Origin of the sequence: Phycicoccus sp. M110.8 (assembly GCF_032464895.1) — a bacterium.
Classification (GTDB): domain Bacteria; phylum Actinomycetota; class Actinomycetes; order Actinomycetales; family Dermatophilaceae; genus Pedococcus.
Genome location: NZ_JAWDIC010000003.1, coordinates 258,086 through 279,148, shown reverse-complemented (window position 1 = coordinate 279,148; position 21,063 = coordinate 258,086). Strand labels below are relative to the sequence as shown.

The window sequence follows — 21,063 nt, the reverse complement described above, 5'->3', positions numbered from 1 at the left end:
ATGGCCGAGAAGAAGGCCACTGCGAAGAAGCCCGCCGCCAAGGCTGCGGCTCCCGAGGCCAAGGCCTCGGAGGGCTCGGCCCTCAAGCTGCACCACCTGCGTCCGGCCCCCGGCGCCAAGACCGCCAAGACCCGTGTGGGTCGCGGTGAGGGCTCCAAGGGCAAGACCGCCGGTCGTGGCACCAAGGGCTCCAAGGCCCGTTACCAGGTGCCCGAGCGGTTCGAGGGTGGCGCCATGCCGCTGCACATGCGGCTGCCGAAGCTGCGTGGCTTCAAGAACCCGTTCAAGGTGGAGTACCAGGTCGTCAACCTCGACCGCCTCTCCGCCCTCTACCCCCAGGGTGGCGACGTGACCGTCGACGGCCTCGTCGCCAAGGGCGCCGTCCGTGACGGCTACCCGGTCAAGGTGCTCGGCACCGGCGAGATCAGCGTCAAGGTCGCCGTGACCGTCGACGCGGTCTCGGCCAGCGCCAAGGAGAAGATCGAGGCCGCCGGCGGCTCGGTCGCCTCCGCCTGACGTCTCCGCACCACGACGTATGCCGCGGGCTCACCTCTTCGTGAGCCCGCGGCATACGTCTTTGCCGTGCCGGGCCCGGACCCTCGGGTCGGGCCCCCGGCGCCCGGGCAGGCGCGGTGACACCCCGCCTGCCGCCTGCCGTACGGCACCACTGCAGTCCCGGGGTATCGTTCTCAGGATTGCCTGACCGTTCCCGCGGGGGACCCCCGCGCCACCAGGAGGACCTGTGCTCACCGCCTTCACCCGTGCGTTCAAGACGCCGGACCTGCGCAGGAAGCTGCTGTTCACGCTCTTCATCATCGTGATCTTCCGGCTGGGCTCGCACGTGCCCGTCCCGGGCGTGAGCTACTCGGCCGTGCAGGCCTGCATCAAGAGCGCGCCCAAGAACTCCGGCGTGCTCGGCCTGGCCAACCTCTTCAGCGGTGGTGCGCTCCTGCAGCTGTCGATCTTCGCGCTGGGGATCATGCCGTACATCACGGCCAGCATCATCGTGCAGCTGCTCACCGTGGTCATCCCGCGGTTCGAGGCCCTCAAGAAGGAGGGCCAGCAGGGCCAGACGAAGATGACGCAGTACACGCGGTACCTGACCATCGGCCTGGCGATCCTGCAGTCCTCGACGCTCATCACCTTCGCGCAGAACCCCTCGGCGCTGTTCGGCCCGGACTGCACGAGCATCCTGCCCGACGAGTCGATCCCGACCCTGGTCATCATGGTGCTCACCATGACCGCCGGCACGGGCGTGGTCATGTGGCTCGGTGAGCTCGTCACCGACAAGGGCATCGGCAACGGCATGTCGCTGCTGATCTTCACCTCGATCGCCAGCTCGTTCCCGGGCTCGCTGTGGGCGATCCAGCAGCAGGACGGCCGCTGGGACGTCTTCATCGGCGTGATCCTGCTCGGCTTCCTGATCATCGCGCTCGTCGTCTTCGTCGAGCAGAGCCAGCGGCGCATCCCGGTCCAGTACGCCAAGCGGCAGGTCGGGCGACAGATGTACGGCGGGACCTCGACCTACATCCCGCTCAAGGTCAACATGGCCGGCGTCATCCCCGTGATCTTCGCCTCCTCGCTGCTCGCGCTGCCCTCGCTCGTGGCACAGTTCAACCGGTCGGCCACCGGCAACCAGGCCGGCTGGGTGACGTGGATCGAGGCGAACCTCGTGCGGGGTGACCACCCGATCTACATGCTCCTGTACATCGGCCTGATCCTGTTCTTCACGTTCTTCTACGTGTCGATCACGTTCAACCCGGTCGAGGTCGCCGACAACATGAAGCGCTACGGCGGCTTCATCCCAGGTATCCGCGCCGGGCGACCCACGGCCGAGTACCTCGACTACGTGCTCACCCGCATCACGGTCCCCGGGGCCATCTACCTCGGCCTCATCTCGCTGATCCCGCTCGTCGCGCTGGTGCTCGTCAACGCCAACCAGAACTTCCCGTTCGGTGGCACCTCCATCCTCATCATCGTCGGTGTGGGCCTGGAGACGGTGAAGCAGATCGAGTCCCAGCTGCAGCAGCGTCACTACGAAGGGTTCCTCCGGTAAATGCGCCTCATCATCCTCGGCCCGCCCGGCGCCGGTAAGGGCACGCAGGCCGCGAAGATCGCCGCCGAGTTCGGCATCCCCGCCATCTCCACGGGCGACATCTTCCGCGCCAACATCAAGAACGAGACCCCCCTCGGCCTGCAGGTCAAGGAGGTCCTCTCCTCCGGTGGCTACGTCACCGACGAGATCACCAACGCCATCGTCCGCGACCGGCTGTTCGAGGCCGACGCCGAGCAGGGCTTCCTGCTCGACGGGTACCCGCGCACGGCTCCCCAGGTCGACGCCCTCGACGCGATCCTCGCCGAGCACGACCACCGCCTCGAGGCGGTGCTCGAGCTCACCGTCGACGAGGACGCCGTCGTGCAGCGCCTGCTCAAGCGGGCCGAGGAGCAGGGCCGGGACGACGACACCGAGGAGGTCATCCGCGAGCGGCAGGCGATCTACCGCCGCGAGACCGCCCCGCTGACCGAGGTCTACTCCGGCCGGGGCCTGCTCGTGCAGGTCGACGGCATGGGCACTGTCGACGAGGTGTTCGAGCGCATCACCGCGGCACTGCGAGGAGCTGCAGCCTCCTGATGTTCGGCAGGTCCCGCGTCGAGACCAAGACCCCCGACCAGATCCTGCGCATGCGCAGGGCCGGGTTGGTGGTCGGGCAGACCCTCCAGCTCATGGCCCAGACCGTCCGCCCGGGCATGACCACCCGGCAGCTCGACGAGCTCGCCGAGGAGCACATCCGCGGCTGCGGGGCGACACCGTCGTTCCTCGGGTACCACGGGTTCACGGGCACGCTGTGCACCTCCGTCAACGACGAGGTCGTCCACGGGATCCCGGGCAGCCGGGTGCTCCAGGAGGGTGACCTCGTCTCCATCGACTGCGGCGCCATCGTCGACGGCTGGCACGGCGACGCGGCGCTGTCCCTGGTCGTGGGCGGGCGCGAGGCGGGCCGGCCCGAGGACCTTGAGCTCATCGACGCCACCGAGGACTCCATGTGGGCCGGCATCGCCGCCCTCGCCGTGGGCGAGTCCCTGTATGCCGTCGGCGCCGCCGTCGAGGACAGCCTCGTCGAGGCGGGGGAGCGGTCCGGGCGCGAGTACGGCATCGTCGAGGACTACGTCGGCCACGGCATCGGGACCGCCATGCACATGGACCCCCAGGTCCCGAACTACCGGGTCCGCGAGAAGGGCCCCACAGTGCGCTCCGGCCTCACCGTGGCCATCGAGCCGATGGTCACCCTCGGCAGCGCCGAGACCCACGTCCTGGAGGACGACTGGACGGTCGTGACCACGGACGGGTCCCGCGCGGCGCACTGGGAGAACTCCGTGGCCGTCACCGACGACGGCATCTGGGTGCTGACCGCGCTCGACGGGGGCAAGGAGCGGCTCGAGGCCGCCGGGGTCCCGTTCGCCCCCCTGTCCTGACCGCTCGGTCCGAGCACGATTTCGTGCTCAGCAGGGGTCTGGCGTAGACTTGTGCGTCGGTGCGCGACGTGCGCGCCGCATTCGTGTGTCCGCCATCCGGGCGGATGCGACAGCAGATTGTGGAGGCTATGGCCAAGAAGGACGGTGTCATCGAGATCGAGGGCACGATCGTCGAGGCTCTCCCGAACGCCATGTTCCGGGTGGAGCTGACCAACGGTCACAAGGTGCTCGCTCACATCTCGGGGAAGATGCGCCAGCACTACATCCGGATCCTCCCCGAGGACCGCGTGGTGGTGGAGCTCAGCCCGTACGACCTGACCCGTGGCCGGATCGTCTTCCGCTACCGCTGATGCAGTACCCGCTGGCCACGAGGTCAGCGGCCCAGATCGAGGCGAAGCAGAGGCTATGAAGGTCCAGCCGAGCGTCAAGAAGATCTGCGACAAGTGCAAGGTGATCCGCCGTCACGGCCGGGTCATGGTGATCTGCGAGAACCTGCGCCACAAGCAGCGTCAGGGCTGAGCAGCTCCACCACCGGGCCCCTCGTGGGCGCGGACCCCGCACGACCTCGCAGCTTTCGCGAGACGCACAAGTGAAGAACTGCAGTACCCGGCCCCTGTGCGTGGTGTTCCCACACCAACCAGGACGTCACCCCCGGCCCGGAGGCCGGGGACCGGTGCCCCGAGGCAGACCTCGGGAACTCGCCCGGACCGGTACTGCTCCAGACCTCCGGTAAAACAAAGGAATCCACAAGATGGCACGTCTTGTCGGTGTGGACCTCCCGCGCGAGAAGCGCGTCGAGGTCGCTCTCACCTACATCTTCGGGGTCGGTCGCACGACCGCCCAGGCGGCCCTGGCCAGCACGGGGGTCAACCCCGACACCCGCGTCCGTGAGCTCACGGACGAGGACCTGGTCAAGCTCCGCGACTACATCGAGGCGAACGTCAAGCACGAGGGTGACCTCCGACGTGAGATCGCCGCTGACATCCGCCGCAAGGTCGAGATCGGCTCCTACGAGGGCCTTCGTCACCGCCGCGGTCTCCCGGTGCGCGGTCAGCGCACGAAGACGAACGCTCGCACCCGCAAGGGCCCGAAGCGCACCGTCGCCGGCAAGAAGAAGGTTGGTAAGTAATGCCCCCCAAGAGCCGTACCGCGGGCGCCAAGAAGGTGCGCCGCAAGGAGAAGAAGAACGTCGCCGTGGGCCAGGCCCACATCAAGAGCACGTTCAACAACACCATCATCTCGATCACGGACCCGACCGGTGCGGTCATCTCGTGGGCCTCCGCCGGCCAGGTCGGCTTCAAGGGCTCGCGCAAGTCCACCCCGTACGCCGCCCAGATGGCTGCCGAGGCCGCCGCCCGCCGCGCCATGGAGCACGGCATGCGCAAGGTCGACGTCTTCGTCAAGGGCCCGGGCTCCGGTCGTGAGACCGCGATCCGGTCCCTGACCGCCGCCGGCCTCGAGGTCGGCGCGATCAGCGACGTCACCCCCTCGCCGCACAACGGTGTCCGTCCGCCCAAGCGCCGCCGCGTCTGAGCCACGGGACAGGAGAGAGTAGAGAACCATGGCCCGTTACACCGGACCCATCACCAAGAAGTCCCGTCGCCTCAAGGTCGACCTCGTCGGCGGGGACAAGAACTTCGAGCTCCGTCCCTTCCCGCCCGGCCAGCACGGCCGTCGCCGGATGCAGGAGAAGGAGTACCTCACCCAGCTGCAGGAGAAGCAGAAGGCCCGCTTCACCTACGGCGTCATGGAGAAGCAGTTCCGCGGTTACTACGAGGAGGCCTCGCGCCGCTCGGGCAAGACCGGTGAGAACCTGCTGCAGATCCTCGAGTCCCGCCTGGACAACGTGGTCTACCGCGCCGGCCTGGCCCGCACCCGTCGTGCGGCCCGCCAGCTCGTGACCCACGGCCACTTCGAGGTCAACGGCGTGCGCGTGGACGTCCCGTCCTACCGCGTCGAGCAGTACGACATCATCACCGTCCGCGCCAAGTCCGCGAACACCTTCCCGTTCGAGCTGGCCCGCCAGACCTACGGCGACCGCCCCACCCCGGCCTGGCTCCAGGTCGTCCCGGGCTCGCTGCAGATCCTGGTGCACCAGCTGCCCGTGCGTGAGCAGATCGACACGATCCTCACCGAGCAGCTGATCGTCGAGCTCTACTCGAAGAACTGACCCCGTCCCTTGTGCCGCGTGCGCACCTCGCGCACGCGGCACACGGGCAGGGTGTGGTCGGCCACGGACAGAGGTGGACCGGCCGGCCGGCTGACAACCGGCGACTTCATCGGCGTCATATGGCGGTCGCCGACGGAAAGGAAGAAACAGCGTGCTCATCGCACAGCGCCCCACGCTCAGCGAAGACGTCGTTGCGGACAACCGCAGCCGCTTCGTCATCGAGCCCCTCGAGCCCGGCTTCGGCTACACGCTCGGCAACTCCCTGCGTCGCACCCTGCTCTCGAGCATCCCGGGTGCCTCGGTCACCAGCATCCGCATCGACGGCGTGCTGCACGAGTTCTCCACGATCCCCGGGGTCAAGGAGGACGTCACCGAGATCATCCTCAACATCAAGCAGCTCGTGGTCTCCTCGGAGCACGACGAGCCGGTCGTGATGTACCTGCGCAAGCAGGGCGCCGGCGCGGTCACCGCTGCCGACATCGCCCCGCCCGCGGGTGTCGAGGTGCACAACCCCGACCTGCACATCGCCACGCTCAACGGCAAGGGCAAGATCGAGATGGAGCTGACCGTCGAGCGCGGTCGCGGCTACGTCTCGGCCCAGCAGAACAAGTCCGGTGACCAGGAGATCGGCCGGATCCCGGTCGACTCCATCTACAGCCCGGTGCTGGCCGTGACCTACAAGGTCGAGGCCACCCGTGTGGAGCAGCGCACCGACTTCGACAAGCTGATCGTCGACGTCGAGACCAAGAACTCGATGGCTCCCCGTGACGCGATGGCCTCCGCCGGCAAGACGCTGGTCGAGCTGTTCGGCCTGGCCCGCGAGCTCAACGTCGAGGCCGAGGGCATCGACATGGGCCCGTCGCCGACCGACGCGGCCCTGGCCGCCGACCTGGCGCTGCCGATCGAGGACCTCGACCTGACCGTCCGCTCGTACAACTGCCTCAAGCGCGAGGGCATCCACACCGTGGGTGAGCTCGTGGGCCGCAGCGAGGCGGACCTGCTCGACATCCGCAACTTCGGTGCGAAGTCGATCGACGAGGTCAAGGCCAAGCTGGCCGGCATGGGCCTGGCCCTCAAGGACAGCCCGCCCGGGTTCGACCCCTCCGCGATCGCCGACAACTACGGCGACTACGACGACGACTTCTCCGACGACGGCCGTTCGCTGGCCGAGGACGAGCAGCTCTGACCAACCGCCGCTGACCGCCGGGAACGGCCCTGCCGGGCCCGGTCGGTCACACACCAAGGAGAACCTACGAAATGCCTACCCCCACCAAGGGTCCCCGTCTCGGCGGCGGTCCGGCGCACGAGCGGCTGATCCTGGCCAACCTGGCCACGTCGCTGTTCGAGCACGACTCGATCACCACCACCGAGGCCAAGGCCAAGCGCCTGCGCCCGCTGGCCGAGCGCCTGGTCACGTTCGCCAAGCGCGGTGACCTGCACGCCCGTCGCCGGGTCCTGTCGGTCATCTCCGACAAGGGTGTCGTGCACCGTCTCTTCACCGAGATCGCGCCCGACATGGCCGAGCGTCCGGGCGGGTACACCCGCATCACCAAGATCGGTGCCCGCAAGGGTGACAACGCCCCCATGGCGGTGATCGAGCTCGTCCGCGAGCCCATCGCCAAGAAGGCGACGGTCAAGGAAGCGGAGGCCGCCACCAAGCGCGCCGCCAAGCAGGCCGAGGCGAAGGACGCCGCTGCCGAGACCAAGGCCGCCGAGGCCGAGGCCAAGGCGGAGGAGGCCGAGACCACCGAGGCCACCGACACCGAGGTGCCGGCCGGCGCCGTCGTCGCGAACGAGGACGGCTCGTCGCCCGACGAGGCCTACACGGTCAAGGGCAACCGCGACTCGGGCAAGTACCACGAGCCCGACGGCCAGTGGTTCGAGCAGACCAAGGCCGAGTTCTGGTTCAAGTCCGCCGAGGACGCCGAGGCCGCAGGCTTCACCAAGGCCGGCGCCTGACGCCAGCCGCACGGCACACACGAACGGGCCGTCCATCCCATGCGGGGTGGGCGGCCCGTTCCGTCGTCGCGCGTGAGCCGGTGGGTGCGGCCGGGTCAGGCGTCGCGGAAGGCGCCGGCGAGCGGGAGGATCAGCAGGACCAGCACCATCGGCACGGCGAAGCCGATCCGAAGGGAGCCGGCGCCCACCGCGCCGGTGAGCACCGCGCCGAGCAGGCCGCCGACGTAGTTGAACTGGTTGAAGCGGGCGATGACGGCGTCCACCCGGGCCCGGCGGGCCTCGGGGTCGAGCCCGCTGCCGGCCACCGCGGCCGCGGCGGAGAAGCTCAGGGGTGCGATGACCGCGACCGACCCCCCGAGCACGGTGAAGCCGAGCACCGCGACCGCCCAGGTGGGGGAGAAGACGATGACGGCGAGCGCGAGCGCCGCGACGACCGCTCCGGCCCGCAGCAGGGGGACCGAACCCCATCGCGCCACGGCCGCGTCCCCGCCGAGACGGGACGCCCCGCTCGCGACGAGGTAGGGCAGTGTGGCCAGGGGCAGCAGCCAGTCCGGGGCGTCGTGGGCCGATCGCAGGAAGACCGGTCCCCACGTCGTGGCGGCCGTGTCCACCATGTAGAAGAGCACCATGGCGGCCCCCAGCAGCAGGATGCGCCGCCACGGCACCGACCCCGAGGCCGCCGGCTCGACCGGCGTGACGTCGTGCGGCAGGAAGGGCGCGGCGGCGGCCAGCACCCCGAGCACCGCCAGCGGCAGCAGGCCCGCCGTCATGCCGAGCCCGCTGACGGCGATGGCCACGAGCGTGGCGGCGATGCCGCCCAGGGTCCACGCGCCGTGGAACGTCGGCAGGATGGTGCGGCCGTAGCGGTGCTCGAGCGCGACCGCCTGCATGTTCGTCGTGGCGTCGATGGACCCGAGGGCGAGCCCGTATGCCGCCAGCCCGGCCACGAAGACGGGCTCGGCGGGGGCGAGGGCCACGACGGCGAGGCCGAGGCCCGCGAGGACGAGGGCGCCGCGCAGCACGGTGGCGCTGCCGGCCCGCTTCGCCCCGAGCTCCGCCAGCACCGAGCCCAGGCCGGCGAGCAGGACCACCATGAGCAGCAGGCCCGAGACCGCGAGCTCGCTGAGCCCCCACTGGTCCTGGAACCGCGGGAGACGGGTGGTGAGCGAGATGAAGAGCAGCCCCTGGGCGCCGAAGGCGGCGGCCACCGCGCGGCGGTGGGTGGACAGCGGGGTGCGGTCGAGGTCCGTGCCGGTCACCGCCCCACTGTGGCAGAGGGTGCCTGGGCCGTCGGTAGGCTCGCCACCATGTCGACCGCGTCGCCGCCCCTGCGCGTGCGCCTCGACGTCTCCTACGACGGGACGGACTTCTCCGGGTGGGCGGCGCAGCCCGGGCTGCGGACCGTCGAGGGCGAGCTGTCGGCAGCGCTGGGCACCCTGTTGCGCGCGACTGAACCCGTCCGGCTCGTCGTCGCCGGCCGCACCGACGCGGGCGTGCACGCGCGCGGCCAGGTCGTGCACCTCGACCCCGACCCGCAGGCCTGGGCGGCGCTGCCGGGACGGTCGGACCGCTCGCCCGAGGCCGCTGCGCTGACCCGGCTGCGCGGCATCCTGCCGCCGGACGTCGTGGTGCGGGCCGTGGGCGTGGCCCCGGCGGGCTTCGACGCCCGCTTCTCGGCCCTGCGCCGTCGCTACCGGTACCGGCTGTGCGACCGGCCGGAGGCGGTCGACCCGCTGCGGCGCCGTGACACGGTGGCGACCAAGCGACCGCTCGACGAGCACCTGTTGGACGAGGCTGCCCGGTCGCTGGTCGGGCTGCACGACTTCGCGGCCTTCTGCAAGCGCCGGGAGGGGGCGACGACGGTCCGGACGCTGCTGGACTACGGGTGGGAACGTGGCCCCGACGGTGTCCTCGAGGCGCGCGTCGTCGCCGACGCCTTCTGCCACTCGATGGTCCGCTCCCTCGTCGGGGCCGTGGTCCCGGTGGGGGAGGGGCGACGCCCGGTGGGGTGGCCGGCCGAGGTGCTGCGGGCGGCGCGGCGGGACCCCGGCGTCGTCGTCATGCCGCCGCACGGGCTGTCGCTCGAGGAGGTCGTCTACCCCGAGGACGGGCAGCTCGCGGCGCGGGCGCAGGAGGCCCGGTCCGTGCGGACGCTGGAGTGAGCGCCCTGGTGTCAGCAGGTCAGGGCGTCATCGCGGCGTAGCCCGCCGCGCTGTGGATCGCCAGCCCCGCGAAGGACGGCGAGGAGGTGTATGCCGCGACGACCTGGTCGAGCTGTACCTCCATCTGCGAGAGCGTGAAGCCGTGGAACGTCTGCTTCACCTCGACCGGGTCGGTGCCGAGGTCGTCGGTCTCCTGGCCGATCCGCACGGGCACCCCGAGCGCCGTGCCGGCGGCGACCGCCTTCGCGGCGAGGGCGATGGTGCCGTCCGGGCCCGCGGCGGTGTTGCGGTACGCCATCACGGTGACGCCCTTGGTGCGGCGCATGACCTCGCGGTCGAGGGTCGACTTCCCGGCGGGGACCTCGTCCAGCCAGAACGGGATGTCCGCCTCCAGCGGCACCGTGCCCGCGGCCTTGACGAGGGTGTCGAGCGTGGACAGGTACTTGCGCACCACCGTCGAGCGCTTCGTCTGCCAGGCCGCCGTGGCATAGGGCTCGATGTCGACGTGGACCCCGCTGAAGAGGTGGGTCGCGATGGCCGGTCGGAGCCAGTTGTCGACCACCCAGCTGGGGTTGTCCACCCAGCCCGGGTCGCCGCCGAGGGCGTCGATGCGCAGTCCCCGCTGGCGGGCCAGCGTGCTGAGCTCGGTGAGCTGCGCCAGATGCGGCGAGCTGCCCACGTTGGGCGGCACCGCGGCATACAGCTGCCCGATGCCACGTTCGACGGCGAGGTCGACCACGGCCTGGGGGCTGCTGGTGTCCCAGACCCACATCGCCCGCGGGGCGTCCGGCGGAACCTGCTCGACGACGGCCTCGGCCCGCAGCGCGGCGGTGGCCCCGACGGCCGTGATCGCGAGCAGAGCCACGACGGCGACCTTAACCACGGCGTGGGTCAGGCGCAGGCTGCGGGTCACGCTGGACTTCCCCCTTCGGCGCATGTGGCCGGTTGCGTCCGTTGGCGGCTGTTTCGTTGCGGACTGCATCCATTGTGCGAGGCCGTACGGGATGCCTCGCGACGACTTGGACAACCCTTTACCTACTTCTCCTCCGTTCGGGGGAGGGAGGCCCGCGAAAAGGGGGTGACGGGCCGCCCCCGGGTGCCGGACCATGGCTTGTCGTGGGCCACCTCGACATCAACTCCGTCGGCTTCGTCCTGCCCGACGGCAGGCCGCTGCTCACCGAGGTGTCCCTGCGGGTCGGCGAAGGTGCCAAGGTGGCGCTCATCGGACCCAACGGCACGGGCAAGACGACCCTGGGCCGGGTCGTGGCCGGCGACCTCGCCCCGCACGAGGGTGCGGTGACCCGGTCCGGGGGGCTGGGAGTGATGCGCCAGTTCATCGGGTCGGTCCGTGACGAGTCCACGGTCCGTGACCTGCTCGTCTCCGTGGCGCCCGAGCCGGTGCGCCGGGCCGCCGCGGAGATCGACCGCACCGAGCTGCTCATGATGGAGCGCGACAGCGAGGCCGACCAGATGGCCTACGCGCAGGCGCTCGTCGACTGGGCCGACGTCGGCGGCTACGAGTACGAGACGCTCTGGGACGTCTGCACGGTGGCGGCACTCGGGATCCCCTTCGAGCAGGCCCAGTGGCGCAAGGTCGCGACGCTGTCCGGGGGCGAGCAGAAGCGGATCGTCCTCGAGGCGCTGCTGCGGGGGCCGGAGGAGGTCCTCCTGCTCGACGAGCCCGACAACTACCTCGACGTCCCCGCCAAGCGGTGGCTCGAGGAGCAGCTCGTCTCCTCGCCCAAGACGGTCCTGTTCGTCAGCCACGACCGCGAGCTGCTCGACCGCGTGGCGACGCGGATCGCGACCCTGGAGCCGGGCGCGGCCGGGTCGACGCTGTGGGTGCACCCGGGCCGCTTCTCGACGTACCACCAGGCGCGCGAGGACCGGAACGCCAAGCTCGAGGAGCTGCGCCGGCGCTGGGACGAGGAGCAGGCCAAGCTCAAGGCGCTCGTCGTCATGTACCGGCAGAAGGCCGCCTACAACTCCGACATGGCGCCCAAGCTCCAGGCTGCCGAGACGCGGCTGCGGCGGTTCGAGGAGGCCGGGCCGCCGGAGGCGGTGCCGCAGCGCCAGAACGTGCGGATGCGGCTCACCGGCGGCCGGACGGCCAAGCGCGCCGTCATCGCCGAGGGCCTGGAGCTGACCGGCCTGATGCGGCCGTTCGACCTCGAGGTCTGGTTCGGCGAGCGCGTCGCGGTCCTGGGCAGCAACGGCTCGGGCAAGTCCCACTTCCTGCGGCTCGTGGCCGCCGGTGGCTCCGACCCCGACCTGGAGCACCAGCCGGTGGGCGACGTCCGCCCGGCCCCGGTCGCGCACACCGGCCGGCTGCGGCTGGGCTCGCGGGTCCGCCCGGGGTGGTTCGCCCAGACCCACGACCAGCCGGCGCTCGCGGGCCGGACGCTGCTGGAGATCCTGCACCGCGGGGACGAGCACCGGGCCGGGCGACCCCGCGAGGAGGCCGCCAAGGTGCTCGACCGGTACGGGCTGGCCGGGGCCTCGGAGCAGACCTTCGACTCGCTCTCGGGTGGCCAGCAGGCGCGGTTCCAGATCCTGCTGCTCGAGCTCTCCGGCGCGACCTGCCTGCTGCTCGACGAGCCGACCGACAACCTCGACCTGCACTCCGCGGAGGCACTCGAGGAGGGGCTGGCGGCCTTCGAGGGCACCGTCCTGGCGGTCACGCACGACCGCTGGTTCGCGCGCGGGTTCGACCGGTTCCTCGTCTTCGGCCAGGACGGCCGGGTGTACGAGTCGGACGGCCCGGTGTGGGACGAGGGCCGGGTGGCGCGGGCCCGCTGACCTGCGGGGTGCGGGCCCGCTGACCTGCAGGGTGCCGGCCCGCTGACCTGCAGGGTCAAGACTTCGCAATTTCTTGCGGAAAGTTGCAGTCGGGGTCTGGCGGGCCGGCGCAGGGCGGTCCTACAGTGACGCGTCCCCCTCGCAGCAAAGGAGCTGTCATGGCTGGTCGCCGCCGCCTCCTCGCCGCCCTCACCGGTGCGGCAGTCGTCATCTCGGGAGCGGCGGTCCCCCTCGCCGCGGCCCTGCCCGCCTCCGCTGCCGACGCGGCCCCCCGCACCGCCACGCTGGCGGGTTCGCTGCAGTCCGAGCTCGGCTGCTCGGCCGACTGGCAGGCCGACTGCGCGGCCACCGACCTCACCCAGGTGGGCGGCGGGACCACGTACACCCGCACCTTCACGGTCCCGGCCGGCTCCTACGAGATGAAGGTCGTCATCGACCACTCGTGGTCGGAGAACTACGGGGCGGGCGGCGCCAAGGACGGGGCGAACATCCCGCTCGTCCTCAAGGGCCCGGCCAAGCTCGAGTTCTCCTACGACGACACCACGCACCAGCTCGGCATCCGCCCGCTCGACCTCGCCGGTGCGGTGACCGCCCAGGACAAGGCGATGGCGGGCGACTCGCTGCGCGCCGGGCTGACCAAGGAGCGCTACTACTTCGTCATGACCGACCGGTTCGCCAACGGCGACCCGTCGAACGACCGCGGCGGCCTCAGCGGTGACAAGTCGGTCACCGGATACGACCCGACCAACAGCGGCTACTACCACGGCGGCGACATCAAGGGCATCGAGTCCAAGCTCGACTACATCAAGGGCCTTGGCACCACGGCGATCTGGCTCACGCCGTCGTTCAAGAACCGCCCGGTCCAGGGGACCCCGCCCAACGACAGCGCCGGCTACCACGGGTACTGGATCACCGACTTCACCCAGGTGGACCCGCACCTCGGCACCAACGCCGACCTCAAGGCGCTCATCGCCAAGGCCCACGCCAAGGGCATGAAGGTCTTCTTCGACATCATCACCAACCACACCGCGGACGTCATCAACTACAAGGAGGGCCAGTACTCCTACCGCGACAAGACCTCCTACCCGTACAAGGACGCCCAGGGCAACGTCTTCGACGACAAGACGTATGCCGGCAAGCCCGGCTTCCCGGCGATGGACCCGGCGACGTCCTTCCCGTACACCCCGTACTTCAACACCCCCGCCGACGCGACCGTCAAGGTGCCCTCGTGGCTCAACGACGTGACCGACTACCACAACCGCGGTGACTCGACCTTCGCCGGCGAGTCCGCCGAGTACGGCGACTTCGTCGGGCTCGACGACCTCTTCACCGAGAAGCTCAGCGTGCAGCAGGGCATGGAGGACATCTACAAGGCGTGGGTCGACTTCGGCGTCGACGGCTTCCGGATCGACACCGTCAAGCACGTCAACATGGAGTTCTGGCAGAGCTTCGGGCCGGCGATGCTGCAGCAGGCGCGGCACGACGGGAACAACGACTTCTTCATGTTCGGCGAGGTCTACGACGCCCGCCCGTCGTTCATGAGCCAGTACACCACCACGGGCCGGCTGCCCGCGACGCTCGACTTCGGGTTCCAGCAGCAGGCGGTCAACTGGGTGCAGGGCAAGGCCGGCACCGACCTGCGCGACCTGTACGCCGACGACGACTACTACACCGACACCGACTCCAACGCCTACGAGCTGCCGACCTTCCTCGGCAACCACGACATGGGCCGCGTCGCGATGATGCTCAAGGGCGCCAGCGCGGACGACGCGGACCTGCTGCGGCGGGTCGAGCTCGCCGACTCGCTGATGTACCTGACCCGCGGCCAGCCGATCACCTACTACGGCGACGAGCAGGGCTTCATGGGCTCCGGCGGTGACAAGGCCGCCCGGCAGGACATGTTCGCGACGAAGACCGAGTCCTACGCCAAGGAGCAGGTGCTCGGCGACACCAGCGGCTCCAAGGACCGCTACAACACCAGGGCGCCGCTCTACCGCCACATCAAGGACCTCGCTGCCGTGCGCGCCGCCTACCCTGCGCTCGCCGACGGTGCGCAGGTCCACCGGTACGCCAGCAGCTCGGCCGGCATCTTCGCCTTCTCGCGCATCGACAAGGCCAAGCGCACCGAGTACGTCGTGGCCCTCAACAACGCCTCGACGGCCAAGTCGGCGACCTTCGCGACCTACGGCCACAACCAGGGCTTCGCGCCGATCGACGGCACCACGTCGTCCGTGCGCTCGGCCAAGGACGGTCGCCTGACCGTCACGCTGCCGGCGCAGTCGGTCTCGGTCTGGAAGGCCATGACGCCCATGGACCAGCCGAAGTCGGCTCCCGCGCTCTACCTCACGTCCCCGGGCGCCGGTGACGTCGTGGGTGGCCGGGCCGAGATCGGCGCCGCCATCCCCGACAACACCTTCGCGCAGGTGAGCTTCGCCTACCGCCCCGTCGGCACCACCACGTGGACGCCGCTCGGCACCGACGACAACGCCCCCTACCGCGTCTTCCACGACGTGACCGGCCTGGCCAAGGGCACCCTGCTCGAGTACCGCGCCATCGCCAAGGACACCGCGGGCCACGTCTCGGCCACGTCCTCCTACGGCATCGTCGGTGACCCCAAGGCCAGCGGCGGCGGCACCGGCGGGGTCGGCCCGGTCACCCAGCCCGACGCCGTGAGCGTCCCCGGTGACCACAACAGCGAGATGGGCTGCGTCAAGGCCGACGGCTCGCCCGAGGACTGGGCGCCGTGGTGCGACCAGGCCCAGCTGACCCTCTCCGCGGCCGACCAGGTCTGGAAGGGCACGTACACGAACCTGCCGCCGAGCCGGCCGTTCGCGTACAAGGCCGCGATCAACAAGACGTGGGACGAGAACTACGGCGCGGGCGGTCGTCCCGGCGGCGACAACATCTCCTACACGACCCCCGCCACCGGGCCGGTCTCGTTCTACTACGACCACGCCACGCACTGGGTGACCTCTGACGCCCAGGGCCCGATCATCACGGCGCCGGGCAGCTTCCAGAGCAAGATCAGTGGCTGCGCGGACTGGAAGCCCGAGTGCATGAAGCCTTGGCTGGAGGACCCGGACGGCGACGGCACCTACACGTTCTCGACCACCCAGATCCCCGCGGGCGTCTATGAGTTCAAGGTGGCCGAGGGCCTGAGCTGGGACGTGAACTACGGCGCCGGTGGCGCGTTCAACGGCTCGAACGTGAGCCTCACCGTCCCGAACGACGGCATGCTCGTGACGATCTCGTACAAGCGCTCGACCCACGAGATCACGACCACCGTCGCGCGGGCCGGCACGGCTCCCGACATCACCAAGCAGCGCGCCATCTGGGTCAGCCGTGACCTCGTCGCCTGGCCGGCGTCGATGGTGCCGGACGGTGCCGAGCCGGCGCTGCTGAAGTGGGACCTCGCGTGGGCCCGTGACGGCGGCCTCGCCGTCGACGCCGAGGCGATCACCGGCGGCTCGTCCGCGCCGCTGACGTACGACTCCCGCGGCCTGCCCGCGTCCGTCGTCGCCGCGCACCCCGAGCTCAAGGGCTACCTCGCCCTGCGGCTCGACCGGAAGACGGCCAAGCAGGTGCCCGAGATCCTGCGGGGCCAGGTCGCCGTCGGCATGTTCGACACGGTGCACCGCCTGCTGGACGCCACCGGGGTGCAGACCGCCTACGTCCTCGACGACGTGTATGCCGCGGACGCCAGCAAGGGCGCCTACGGCGTCACCTTCCGTGGCAGCCGGCCGAGCTACCGCCTCTGGGCGCCGACGGCGCACAAGGTCGACCTGCTGACGTGGGCGCCGGGCTCGCCGGCCGACGCGCCGGTGAGCGCGGCGACCCGGACGCCGATGAAGCGCTCCGACGACGGGTCGTGGTCGGCCACGGCCGGGGCCAAGAACGCGCGGTACCTCTACGACGTCACCGTCTGGGTGCCCACCACCGGCAAGGTCGAGACGACCCCGGTGACCGACCCCTACTCCGTGGCGCTGACCCTCGACTCGACCAAGTCGGTAGCGGTCGACCTGGCCGACCCGGCATACCGGCCGGCCGCCTGGGCCACCACCGCCTCGCCGCCCCTCAAGCAGGACGTGGACTCCACGATCTACGAGCTGCAGGTGCGCGACTTCTCGGTCGGTGACTCCTCGGTCAGCGCGCAGAACCGTGGGTCGTACCTCGCGTTCGCGGAGAACGGCAACGGCACCAAGCACCTCAAGGCGCTCGCCGCGGCGGGCCTCAACACCGTGCACCTGCTGCCCACCTTCGACATCGCCTCGATCCCCGAGGACCCGGCGGAGCAGCAGCGTCCCGAGGACCAGCCGGGCTGTGCCGACTTCCGTTCCGCCGCACCGGACAGTGACAAGCAGCAGGCCTGCGTCGACGCCGCGCGTGCCAAGGACGCCTTCAACTGGGGCTACGACCCGTGGCACTGGATGGCGCCGGAGGGCTCGTACACCTCGACGGCGGCCAAGGCCGACGGCGGTTCGCGGGTGGCGGAGTTCCGGACCATGGTCGGTGCCCTGCACCGTGACGGCCTGCGGGTCGTCCTCGACCAGGTCTACAACCACACGCCGGCGTCGGGGCAGGCGCCGACCAGCGTCCTGGACAAGGTCGTGCCGGGCTACTACCAGCGGCTCAACGCCAGCGGTGCGGTCGAGACGTCGACCTGCTGCCAGAACGTCGCCACCGAGCACGCGATGGCGCAGAAGGTCATGGTCGACTCGGTGGTGCTGTGGGCCAAGCAGTACAAGGTCGACGGCTTCCGGTTCGACCTCATGGGCCACGCCTCCAAGGCGAACATGCTCGCCGTCCGCGCGGCCCTGGACCGGCTGACCCTGGCCAGGGACGGCGTCGACGGTAAGAGCATCTACCTCTACGGCGAGGGCTGGAACTTCGGCGAGGTCGCGAACAACGCGCGGTTCGAGCAGGCCACCCAGGGCCAGCTCGGCGGCACGCACATCGGCACCTTCTCGGACCGCCTGCGTGACGCCGTCCGCGGTGGCGGTCCCTTCGACGAGGACCCACGCACGCAGGGCTTCGGCAGCGGCGAGGCGACCGACCCCAACGGGGACACCGGCGCCAACCCCAACGCCGACGCGCGACTCAAGCACGACACCGACCTGGTGGAGCTCGGGCTGGCGGGCAACCTGCGCTCGTTCTCGTTCCGGCTCAACGGTTCCGGGCAGGTCGCCCAGGGCAAGGACGTCGACTACAACGGCTCGCCGGCGGGGTACGCCGACCAGCCCGACGAGGTCATCTCCTACGTCGACGCCCACGACAACGAGACGCTGTTCGACAGCCTGACCTACAAGCTGCCGGTGGCGACCTCGATGGCGGACCGCGTGCGGATGAACACGCTGTCGCTGGCCACCACCGCGCTGTCGCAGACGCCGTCGTTCTGGCACGCCGGGGCCGACCTGCTGCGCAGCAAGTCGTTGGACCGCAACAGCTACGACAGCGGTGACTGGTTCAACACCCTCGACTGGACCGGCGCCGACAACGGCTTCGGCCACGGCCTGCCGCTCAAGGGCGACAACGAGTCGAAGTGGCAGTACCAGAAGCCGCTGCTCGCCAACCCGGCGCTGAAGCCCACGGCGGCGCAGGTGCAGGGCGCGAGCGCGGCGGCGCAGGACCTGCTGCGGCTGCGGTTCTCCACGCCGCTGTTCCGCCTCGGCACGGCTGACGCGATCGACACCAAGGTGTCCTTCCCCGCGAGCGGCACGGCCGACGCGCACGCGGGAGTGATCGCGATGCGGATCGACGACACGAAGGGCGCCGACGCCGACCCGTCGCTGCGCGGGCTGGTCGTCGTCTTCAACGCCTCTCCCGACGCGGTGGCACAGAAGGTGCCCGGCCTGGCCGGTGCCTCGCTCGCGCTGTCGCCCGTGCAGGCCGGCGGGTCCGACCCGGTCGTCAGGACGGCGACCTGGGACGCCACGAGCGGGACGGCCACCGTGCCGCCGCGGACGGTGGCGGTGTTCGTCCAGCGCTGAGTCCTCCCGGCGCGGGACCAGGGGAGGGTGTGCGGCGCGGCCTGCCGGCCGCGCCGCACACCTGTGCCGGGCCGAGCCGGCCCGGGAGCGGCCGCGCGCAGCGGCTGGCGGGGCCCCACGGCCCGGGACCTCAGCGCTGCAGGCCCAGGACGACCTTGCGCAGCAGGGCGTTGAGCTCGACCTTCTCCTGCTCGCTCAGCACCTCGAGCGTCTTCTTCTCGCTGACCAGCGCGAGCTCGAGGGCCCGCTTCCAGATCTGCCGCCCGGCGGCCGTGGGCCTCACGATGATCCGGCGCCGGTCGAGCGGGTCGCTCTCGCGGGTCACGTACTCGAGCTCGACGAGCCGGTCGAGCCGGGAGGTCATGGCTGCGCGCGTGACGTGGCAGGCCTCGGCGAGCTGCGCGGGCGTGGCCTCGTTCGGCTCGGGCTGGATGAGGAGCGTGTGCAGGGTGTCGTACTCCGACTGGCCCACGCCCAGCTCCTCGAAGGCCGCGGTGTTGGCCCCCTTGACGTGGCGGTTGAGCGCGCCGATCCGCACCATGATCCCCTCGACCTCGGGGTCGAAGCCGCGGAACGTGGTCCGCCACCGGTCGACGTGCTGGTCCACCCAGTCCCGCTCCTGCTCGCTCACCCGACCAGTCTGCCAGCGGACGCGCCCGATCCGCATACCGTCTGAGAATTAGATTGCAGATAGTCAGACGTCTAACTACTATGACGCCATGGCCAGTGCTCCCTCTCCCGCCGGGTTCCGCCTCCTCGCCACCGGGCAGGGGCTGTCGTGGTTCGGCGACGCGTTCGGCCCCATCGCCCTGGCGGTGGCCGTCGTCGCGGGCGGCGGCGGAGCGGGCCGGCTGGGCCTCGTGCTCGCCGTCACCATGGCCGCCAGGCTCGCCTGCACGCTGCTCGCCGGAGTCCTCGCCGACCGGCTCGCCCCCGGGCGGATCATGGTCGTCAGCGACCTCGTCCGGGCGGCGAGCACGCTGGGCACGGCTGCCTACTTCGCCACCGGCCAGGACAGCGCGCTGCTCCTGTGCGCGCTCGCGGCCGTCACCGGGGGAGCGGCGGCCTTCTTCGGACCGGCGTTCGTCTCCCTCCGCCCGCTGCTCGTGACGGTCGAGCGCCGCCACGGCGCCAACGCGACCCTCAACGTCCTCCAGAACGCCGCCTTCATCGCCGGTCCCGCGGCCGCGGGAGTCTTCGTGGCCTGGGCCGGGGCGCCCTGGGCCTTCGCGGTCAACGCCGCCTCCTTCCTGTGCTCGGCCGCCACGGTCGCCGCCATCCGGGTCGACGCGCCGCGCGCGGAGCGCACCGGCATGGTGGCGGAGCTGCGGGAGGGCTGGCGCGAGGTGACGAGCCGCGGCTGGCTGCTGGCCGGGCTGCTCGCCGCGACGGCGTACCACGCAGCCTTCGGTGCGGTCACCGTCCTCATCGACGTCATCGCCGTCCGCGACCTCGGCGGACCCACCGCCCTGGGCTGGATCTCCGCCGCCGCCGGCGCGGGTGGCCTGCTCGGTGGCCTCCTGGCGCTGCGGCTGCACCCGAGCCGCCCGCTGCTCGTGGGCTGGCCATGCGTCGCCCTCATGGCGCTGTATGCCGCGGCGTTCGCCTGGCCGGGCACGCTCCCCGTGGTCCTCGGGGCCGCCGTGGTGGCCTTCGGCGGGCTCATGTACTTCTCGGTCTGCTGGGACACCGCGCTGCAGGACGGGGTCCCGCACTCGGTGCTGGCGCGGGTGTCGTCGTGGGACATCCTCACGTCGTTCGTGGCCATCCCGGCCGGCAACGCACTCGCCGGTCCGCTGGCGCACACGTTCGGCACCGGCCGGGTCATCGTGGTGGCGGCGGTCGTCATGGCCGTGGCGTCGTTCGCGCCGATGCTGGTGCGGAGCTCGCGCGACCTGCGCCGGGGCGGCGCGGTGCCGGCGGCGTCGCGAGCCGTGCCGGACGAGGTCGCCACCCCGGTGGGGGCGTGAGCCTCCTCAGGCCTGCTCGGCGGCCTTGGCGTCGAGCAGGTCCTGGACGGCCTTCGGCAGGGTCGTCTCGAAGTCGTGCAGGGTCGCCCACGTCGGCGTGACCCGGACCTGCACCATCGAGTCGTACAGCGCGCGCACGCCGGCCTCCCACTGCTCGAGCTGGTCGGCCGGGACCGCCTTGGGGGCGGCCGCGAGGTAGCCCTCGGGGATCCCCTCGATCGTGGTGAGCTCGGCGGTGCCGCGCAGGAGCAGCACGCGTGGCGGCATACCGGCGGTGTCGATGGTGAGCGCCACCCGCGGGTCCGCTGCGAGGGCCCTGACCTTCGCCGAGCCCGGGACGGTCCACATGTCCACCTGCGTGCCGTTCCACAGGAACCCGATCGGCACGACCCGGGGCGCGCCGTCGAGCCCGGTGTAGGCGAGTCGGGCGAGGTGCGGGCCGGTGAGCAGCTCCTGGGCGATCGGCTTGGCGAGGACGGCGGCGAGCTGGTCGGCGTTCACGGGATCTCCTTCGGTTGGGGCCGGGCCGGACGGTGGTGTCC

General features: G+C 71.0%; 19 protein-coding genes. 15 read left to right on the top strand and 4 right to left on the bottom strand.

Annotation, left to right across the window (positions count from 1 at the left end; all coding sequences use genetic code 11):
• The 11 genes from rplO to rplQ all read left to right on the top strand — a co-directional run bounded on the left by rplO (position 1) and on the right by rplQ (position 7,603).
• Positions 1 to 516 (top strand): 50S ribosomal protein L15, encoded by a 516-nt coding sequence (rplO, locus tag RKE38_RS14605; RefSeq protein WP_316008207.1) that lies wholly within the window; start codon positions 1 to 3, stop codon positions 514 to 516.
• A 226-nt stretch (positions 517 to 742) separates the two neighbouring features.
• Positions 743 to 2,056 carry a preprotein translocase subunit SecY gene (secY, locus tag RKE38_RS14600; RefSeq protein ID WP_316008206.1) on the top strand — a complete coding sequence of 438 codons (1,314 nt, stop codon included), beginning with the start codon at positions 743 to 745 and terminating at the stop codon, positions 2,054 to 2,056.
• Positions 2,057 to 2,632, top strand: a complete 576-nt coding sequence (locus RKE38_RS14595) for an adenylate kinase (RefSeq protein WP_316008205.1) — start codon at positions 2,057 to 2,059, stop codon at positions 2,630 to 2,632.
• Entirely contained in the window at positions 2,632 to 3,474 is an 843-nt protein-coding gene (gene map / locus RKE38_RS14590; RefSeq protein WP_316008204.1) for a type I methionyl aminopeptidase, read from the top strand. Before RKE38_RS14595 ends, map begins: the two co-directional genes overlap by 1 nt.
• Before the next feature lie 128 nt (positions 3,475 to 3,602).
• Positions 3,603 to 3,824, top strand: a complete 222-nt coding sequence (gene infA, locus RKE38_RS14585; protein ID WP_006946284.1) for a translation initiation factor IF-1 — start codon at positions 3,603 to 3,605, stop codon at positions 3,822 to 3,824.
• A 55-nt stretch (positions 3,825 to 3,879) separates the two neighbouring features.
• On the top strand, positions 3,880 to 3,993 hold the full coding sequence (gene rpmJ, locus RKE38_RS14580) for a 50S ribosomal protein L36 (protein ID WP_010148647.1): 114 nt from the start codon (positions 3,880 to 3,882) through the stop codon (positions 3,991 to 3,993).
• A gap of 232 nt (positions 3,994 to 4,225) precedes the next feature.
• On the top strand, positions 4,226 to 4,603 hold the full coding sequence (gene rpsM, locus RKE38_RS14575; protein WP_310154353.1) for a 30S ribosomal protein S13: 378 nt from the start codon (positions 4,226 to 4,228) through the stop codon (positions 4,601 to 4,603).
• Complete coding sequence (gene rpsK / locus RKE38_RS14570) at positions 4,603 to 5,007, top strand: 30S ribosomal protein S11 (RefSeq protein WP_310154356.1); 405 nt, start codon at positions 4,603 to 4,605, stop codon at positions 5,005 to 5,007. Before rpsM ends, rpsK begins: the two co-directional genes overlap by 1 nt.
• A gap of 28 nt (positions 5,008 to 5,035) precedes the next feature.
• Positions 5,036 to 5,644: a 30S ribosomal protein S4 gene (gene rpsD / locus RKE38_RS14565; protein ID WP_316008203.1), complete on the top strand. Its 609-nt coding sequence runs from the start codon at positions 5,036 to 5,038 to the stop codon at positions 5,642 to 5,644.
• Between the two features lie 151 nt (positions 5,645 to 5,795).
• On the top strand, positions 5,796 to 6,830 hold the full coding sequence (locus RKE38_RS14560) for a DNA-directed RNA polymerase subunit alpha (protein ID WP_310154361.1): 1,035 nt from the start codon (positions 5,796 to 5,798) through the stop codon (positions 6,828 to 6,830).
• Between the two features lie 71 nt (positions 6,831 to 6,901).
• The gene (gene rplQ / locus RKE38_RS14555) at positions 6,902 to 7,603 is read left to right on the top strand and encodes a 50S ribosomal protein L17 (RefSeq protein ID WP_316008202.1); all 702 of its coding nucleotides are present in this window, start codon (positions 6,902 to 6,904) and stop codon (positions 7,601 to 7,603) included.
• Positions 7,604 to 7,698: 95 nt separating this feature from the next.
• Here the strand turns inward: rplQ and RKE38_RS14550 are convergent, their stop codons facing one another.
• Positions 7,699 to 8,862, bottom strand: a complete 1,164-nt coding sequence (locus tag RKE38_RS14550) for an MFS transporter (protein ID WP_316008201.1) — start codon at positions 8,860 to 8,862, stop codon at positions 7,699 to 7,701.
• A gap of 48 nt (positions 8,863 to 8,910) precedes the next feature.
• On the opposite strand from RKE38_RS14550, the gene truA reads away from it, so the two are divergent.
• Entirely contained in the window at positions 8,911 to 9,765 is an 855-nt protein-coding gene (gene truA, locus RKE38_RS14545; protein ID WP_316008200.1) for a tRNA pseudouridine(38-40) synthase TruA, read from the top strand.
• Between the two features lie 19 nt (positions 9,766 to 9,784).
• Here the strand turns inward: truA and RKE38_RS14540 are convergent, their stop codons facing one another.
• A complete protein-coding gene (locus tag RKE38_RS14540; RefSeq protein WP_316008199.1) occupies positions 9,785 to 10,678 on the bottom strand; it encodes a hypothetical protein in 894 nt (297 codons plus the stop codon).
• Positions 10,679 to 10,881: 203 nt separating this feature from the next.
• Between RKE38_RS14540 and RKE38_RS14535 the strand changes: the two genes are divergently transcribed.
• Together RKE38_RS14535 and pulA are read left to right on the top strand one after the other, a co-directional pair.
• The gene (locus tag RKE38_RS14535; protein WP_316008198.1) at positions 10,882 to 12,564 is read left to right on the top strand and encodes an ABC-F family ATP-binding cassette domain-containing protein; all 1,683 of its coding nucleotides are present in this window, start codon (positions 10,882 to 10,884) and stop codon (positions 12,562 to 12,564) included.
• A gap of 158 nt (positions 12,565 to 12,722) precedes the next feature.
• Positions 12,723 to 18,551, top strand: coding sequence for a pullulanase-type alpha-1,6-glucosidase (pulA, locus tag RKE38_RS14530; protein WP_316008197.1), 5,829 nt, complete (start codon positions 12,723 to 12,725; stop codon positions 18,549 to 18,551).
• 130 nt (positions 18,552 to 18,681) lie between these two features.
• Here the strand turns inward: pulA and RKE38_RS14525 are convergent, their stop codons facing one another.
• A complete protein-coding gene (locus RKE38_RS14525) occupies positions 18,682 to 19,182 on the bottom strand; it encodes a MarR family winged helix-turn-helix transcriptional regulator (RefSeq protein ID WP_316008196.1) in 501 nt (166 codons plus the stop codon).
• An 88-nt stretch (positions 19,183 to 19,270) separates the two neighbouring features.
• Here RKE38_RS14525 and RKE38_RS14520 point away from each other — a divergent pair, with 88 nt between their 5' ends.
• A complete protein-coding gene (locus RKE38_RS14520) occupies positions 19,271 to 20,521 on the top strand; it encodes an MFS transporter (protein ID WP_316008195.1) in 1,251 nt (416 codons plus the stop codon).
• 6 nt (positions 20,522 to 20,527) lie between these two features.
• Here RKE38_RS14520 and RKE38_RS14515 read toward each other — a convergent pair whose 3' ends face one another.
• On the bottom strand, positions 20,528 to 21,022 hold the full coding sequence (locus RKE38_RS14515; RefSeq protein ID WP_316008194.1) for a pyridoxamine 5'-phosphate oxidase family protein: 495 nt from the start codon (positions 21,020 to 21,022) through the stop codon (positions 20,528 to 20,530).
• Between the last annotated feature and the right edge of the window lie 41 nt (positions 21,023 to 21,063).

Coding starts and splice junctions, on each gene's coding strand:
- rplO (WP_316008207.1), top strand. CDS start 1: ATGGCCGAGAAGAAGGCCACTGCGAAGAAGCCCGCCGCCAAGGCTGCG.
- RKE38_RS14595 (WP_316008205.1), top strand. CDS start 2,057: ATGCGCCTCATCATCCTCGGCCCGCCCGGCGCCGGTAAGGGCACGCAG.
- map (WP_316008204.1), top strand. CDS start 2,632: ATGTTCGGCAGGTCCCGCGTCGAGACCAAGACCCCCGACCAGATCCTG.
- infA (WP_006946284.1), top strand. CDS start 3,603: ATGGCCAAGAAGGACGGTGTCATCGAGATCGAGGGCACGATCGTCGAG.
- rpmJ (WP_010148647.1), top strand. CDS start 3,880: ATGAAGGTCCAGCCGAGCGTCAAGAAGATCTGCGACAAGTGCAAGGTG.
- rpsM (WP_310154353.1), top strand. CDS start 4,226: ATGGCACGTCTTGTCGGTGTGGACCTCCCGCGCGAGAAGCGCGTCGAG.
- rpsK (WP_310154356.1), top strand. CDS start 4,603: ATGCCCCCCAAGAGCCGTACCGCGGGCGCCAAGAAGGTGCGCCGCAAG.
- rpsD (WP_316008203.1), top strand. CDS start 5,036: ATGGCCCGTTACACCGGACCCATCACCAAGAAGTCCCGTCGCCTCAAG.
- rplQ (WP_316008202.1), top strand. CDS start 6,902: ATGCCTACCCCCACCAAGGGTCCCCGTCTCGGCGGCGGTCCGGCGCAC.
- truA (WP_316008200.1), top strand. CDS start 8,911: ATGTCGACCGCGTCGCCGCCCCTGCGCGTGCGCCTCGACGTCTCCTAC.
- pulA (WP_316008197.1), top strand. CDS start 12,723: ATGGCTGGTCGCCGCCGCCTCCTCGCCGCCCTCACCGGTGCGGCAGTC.
- RKE38_RS14520 (WP_316008195.1), top strand. CDS start 19,271: ATGGCCAGTGCTCCCTCTCCCGCCGGGTTCCGCCTCCTCGCCACCGGG.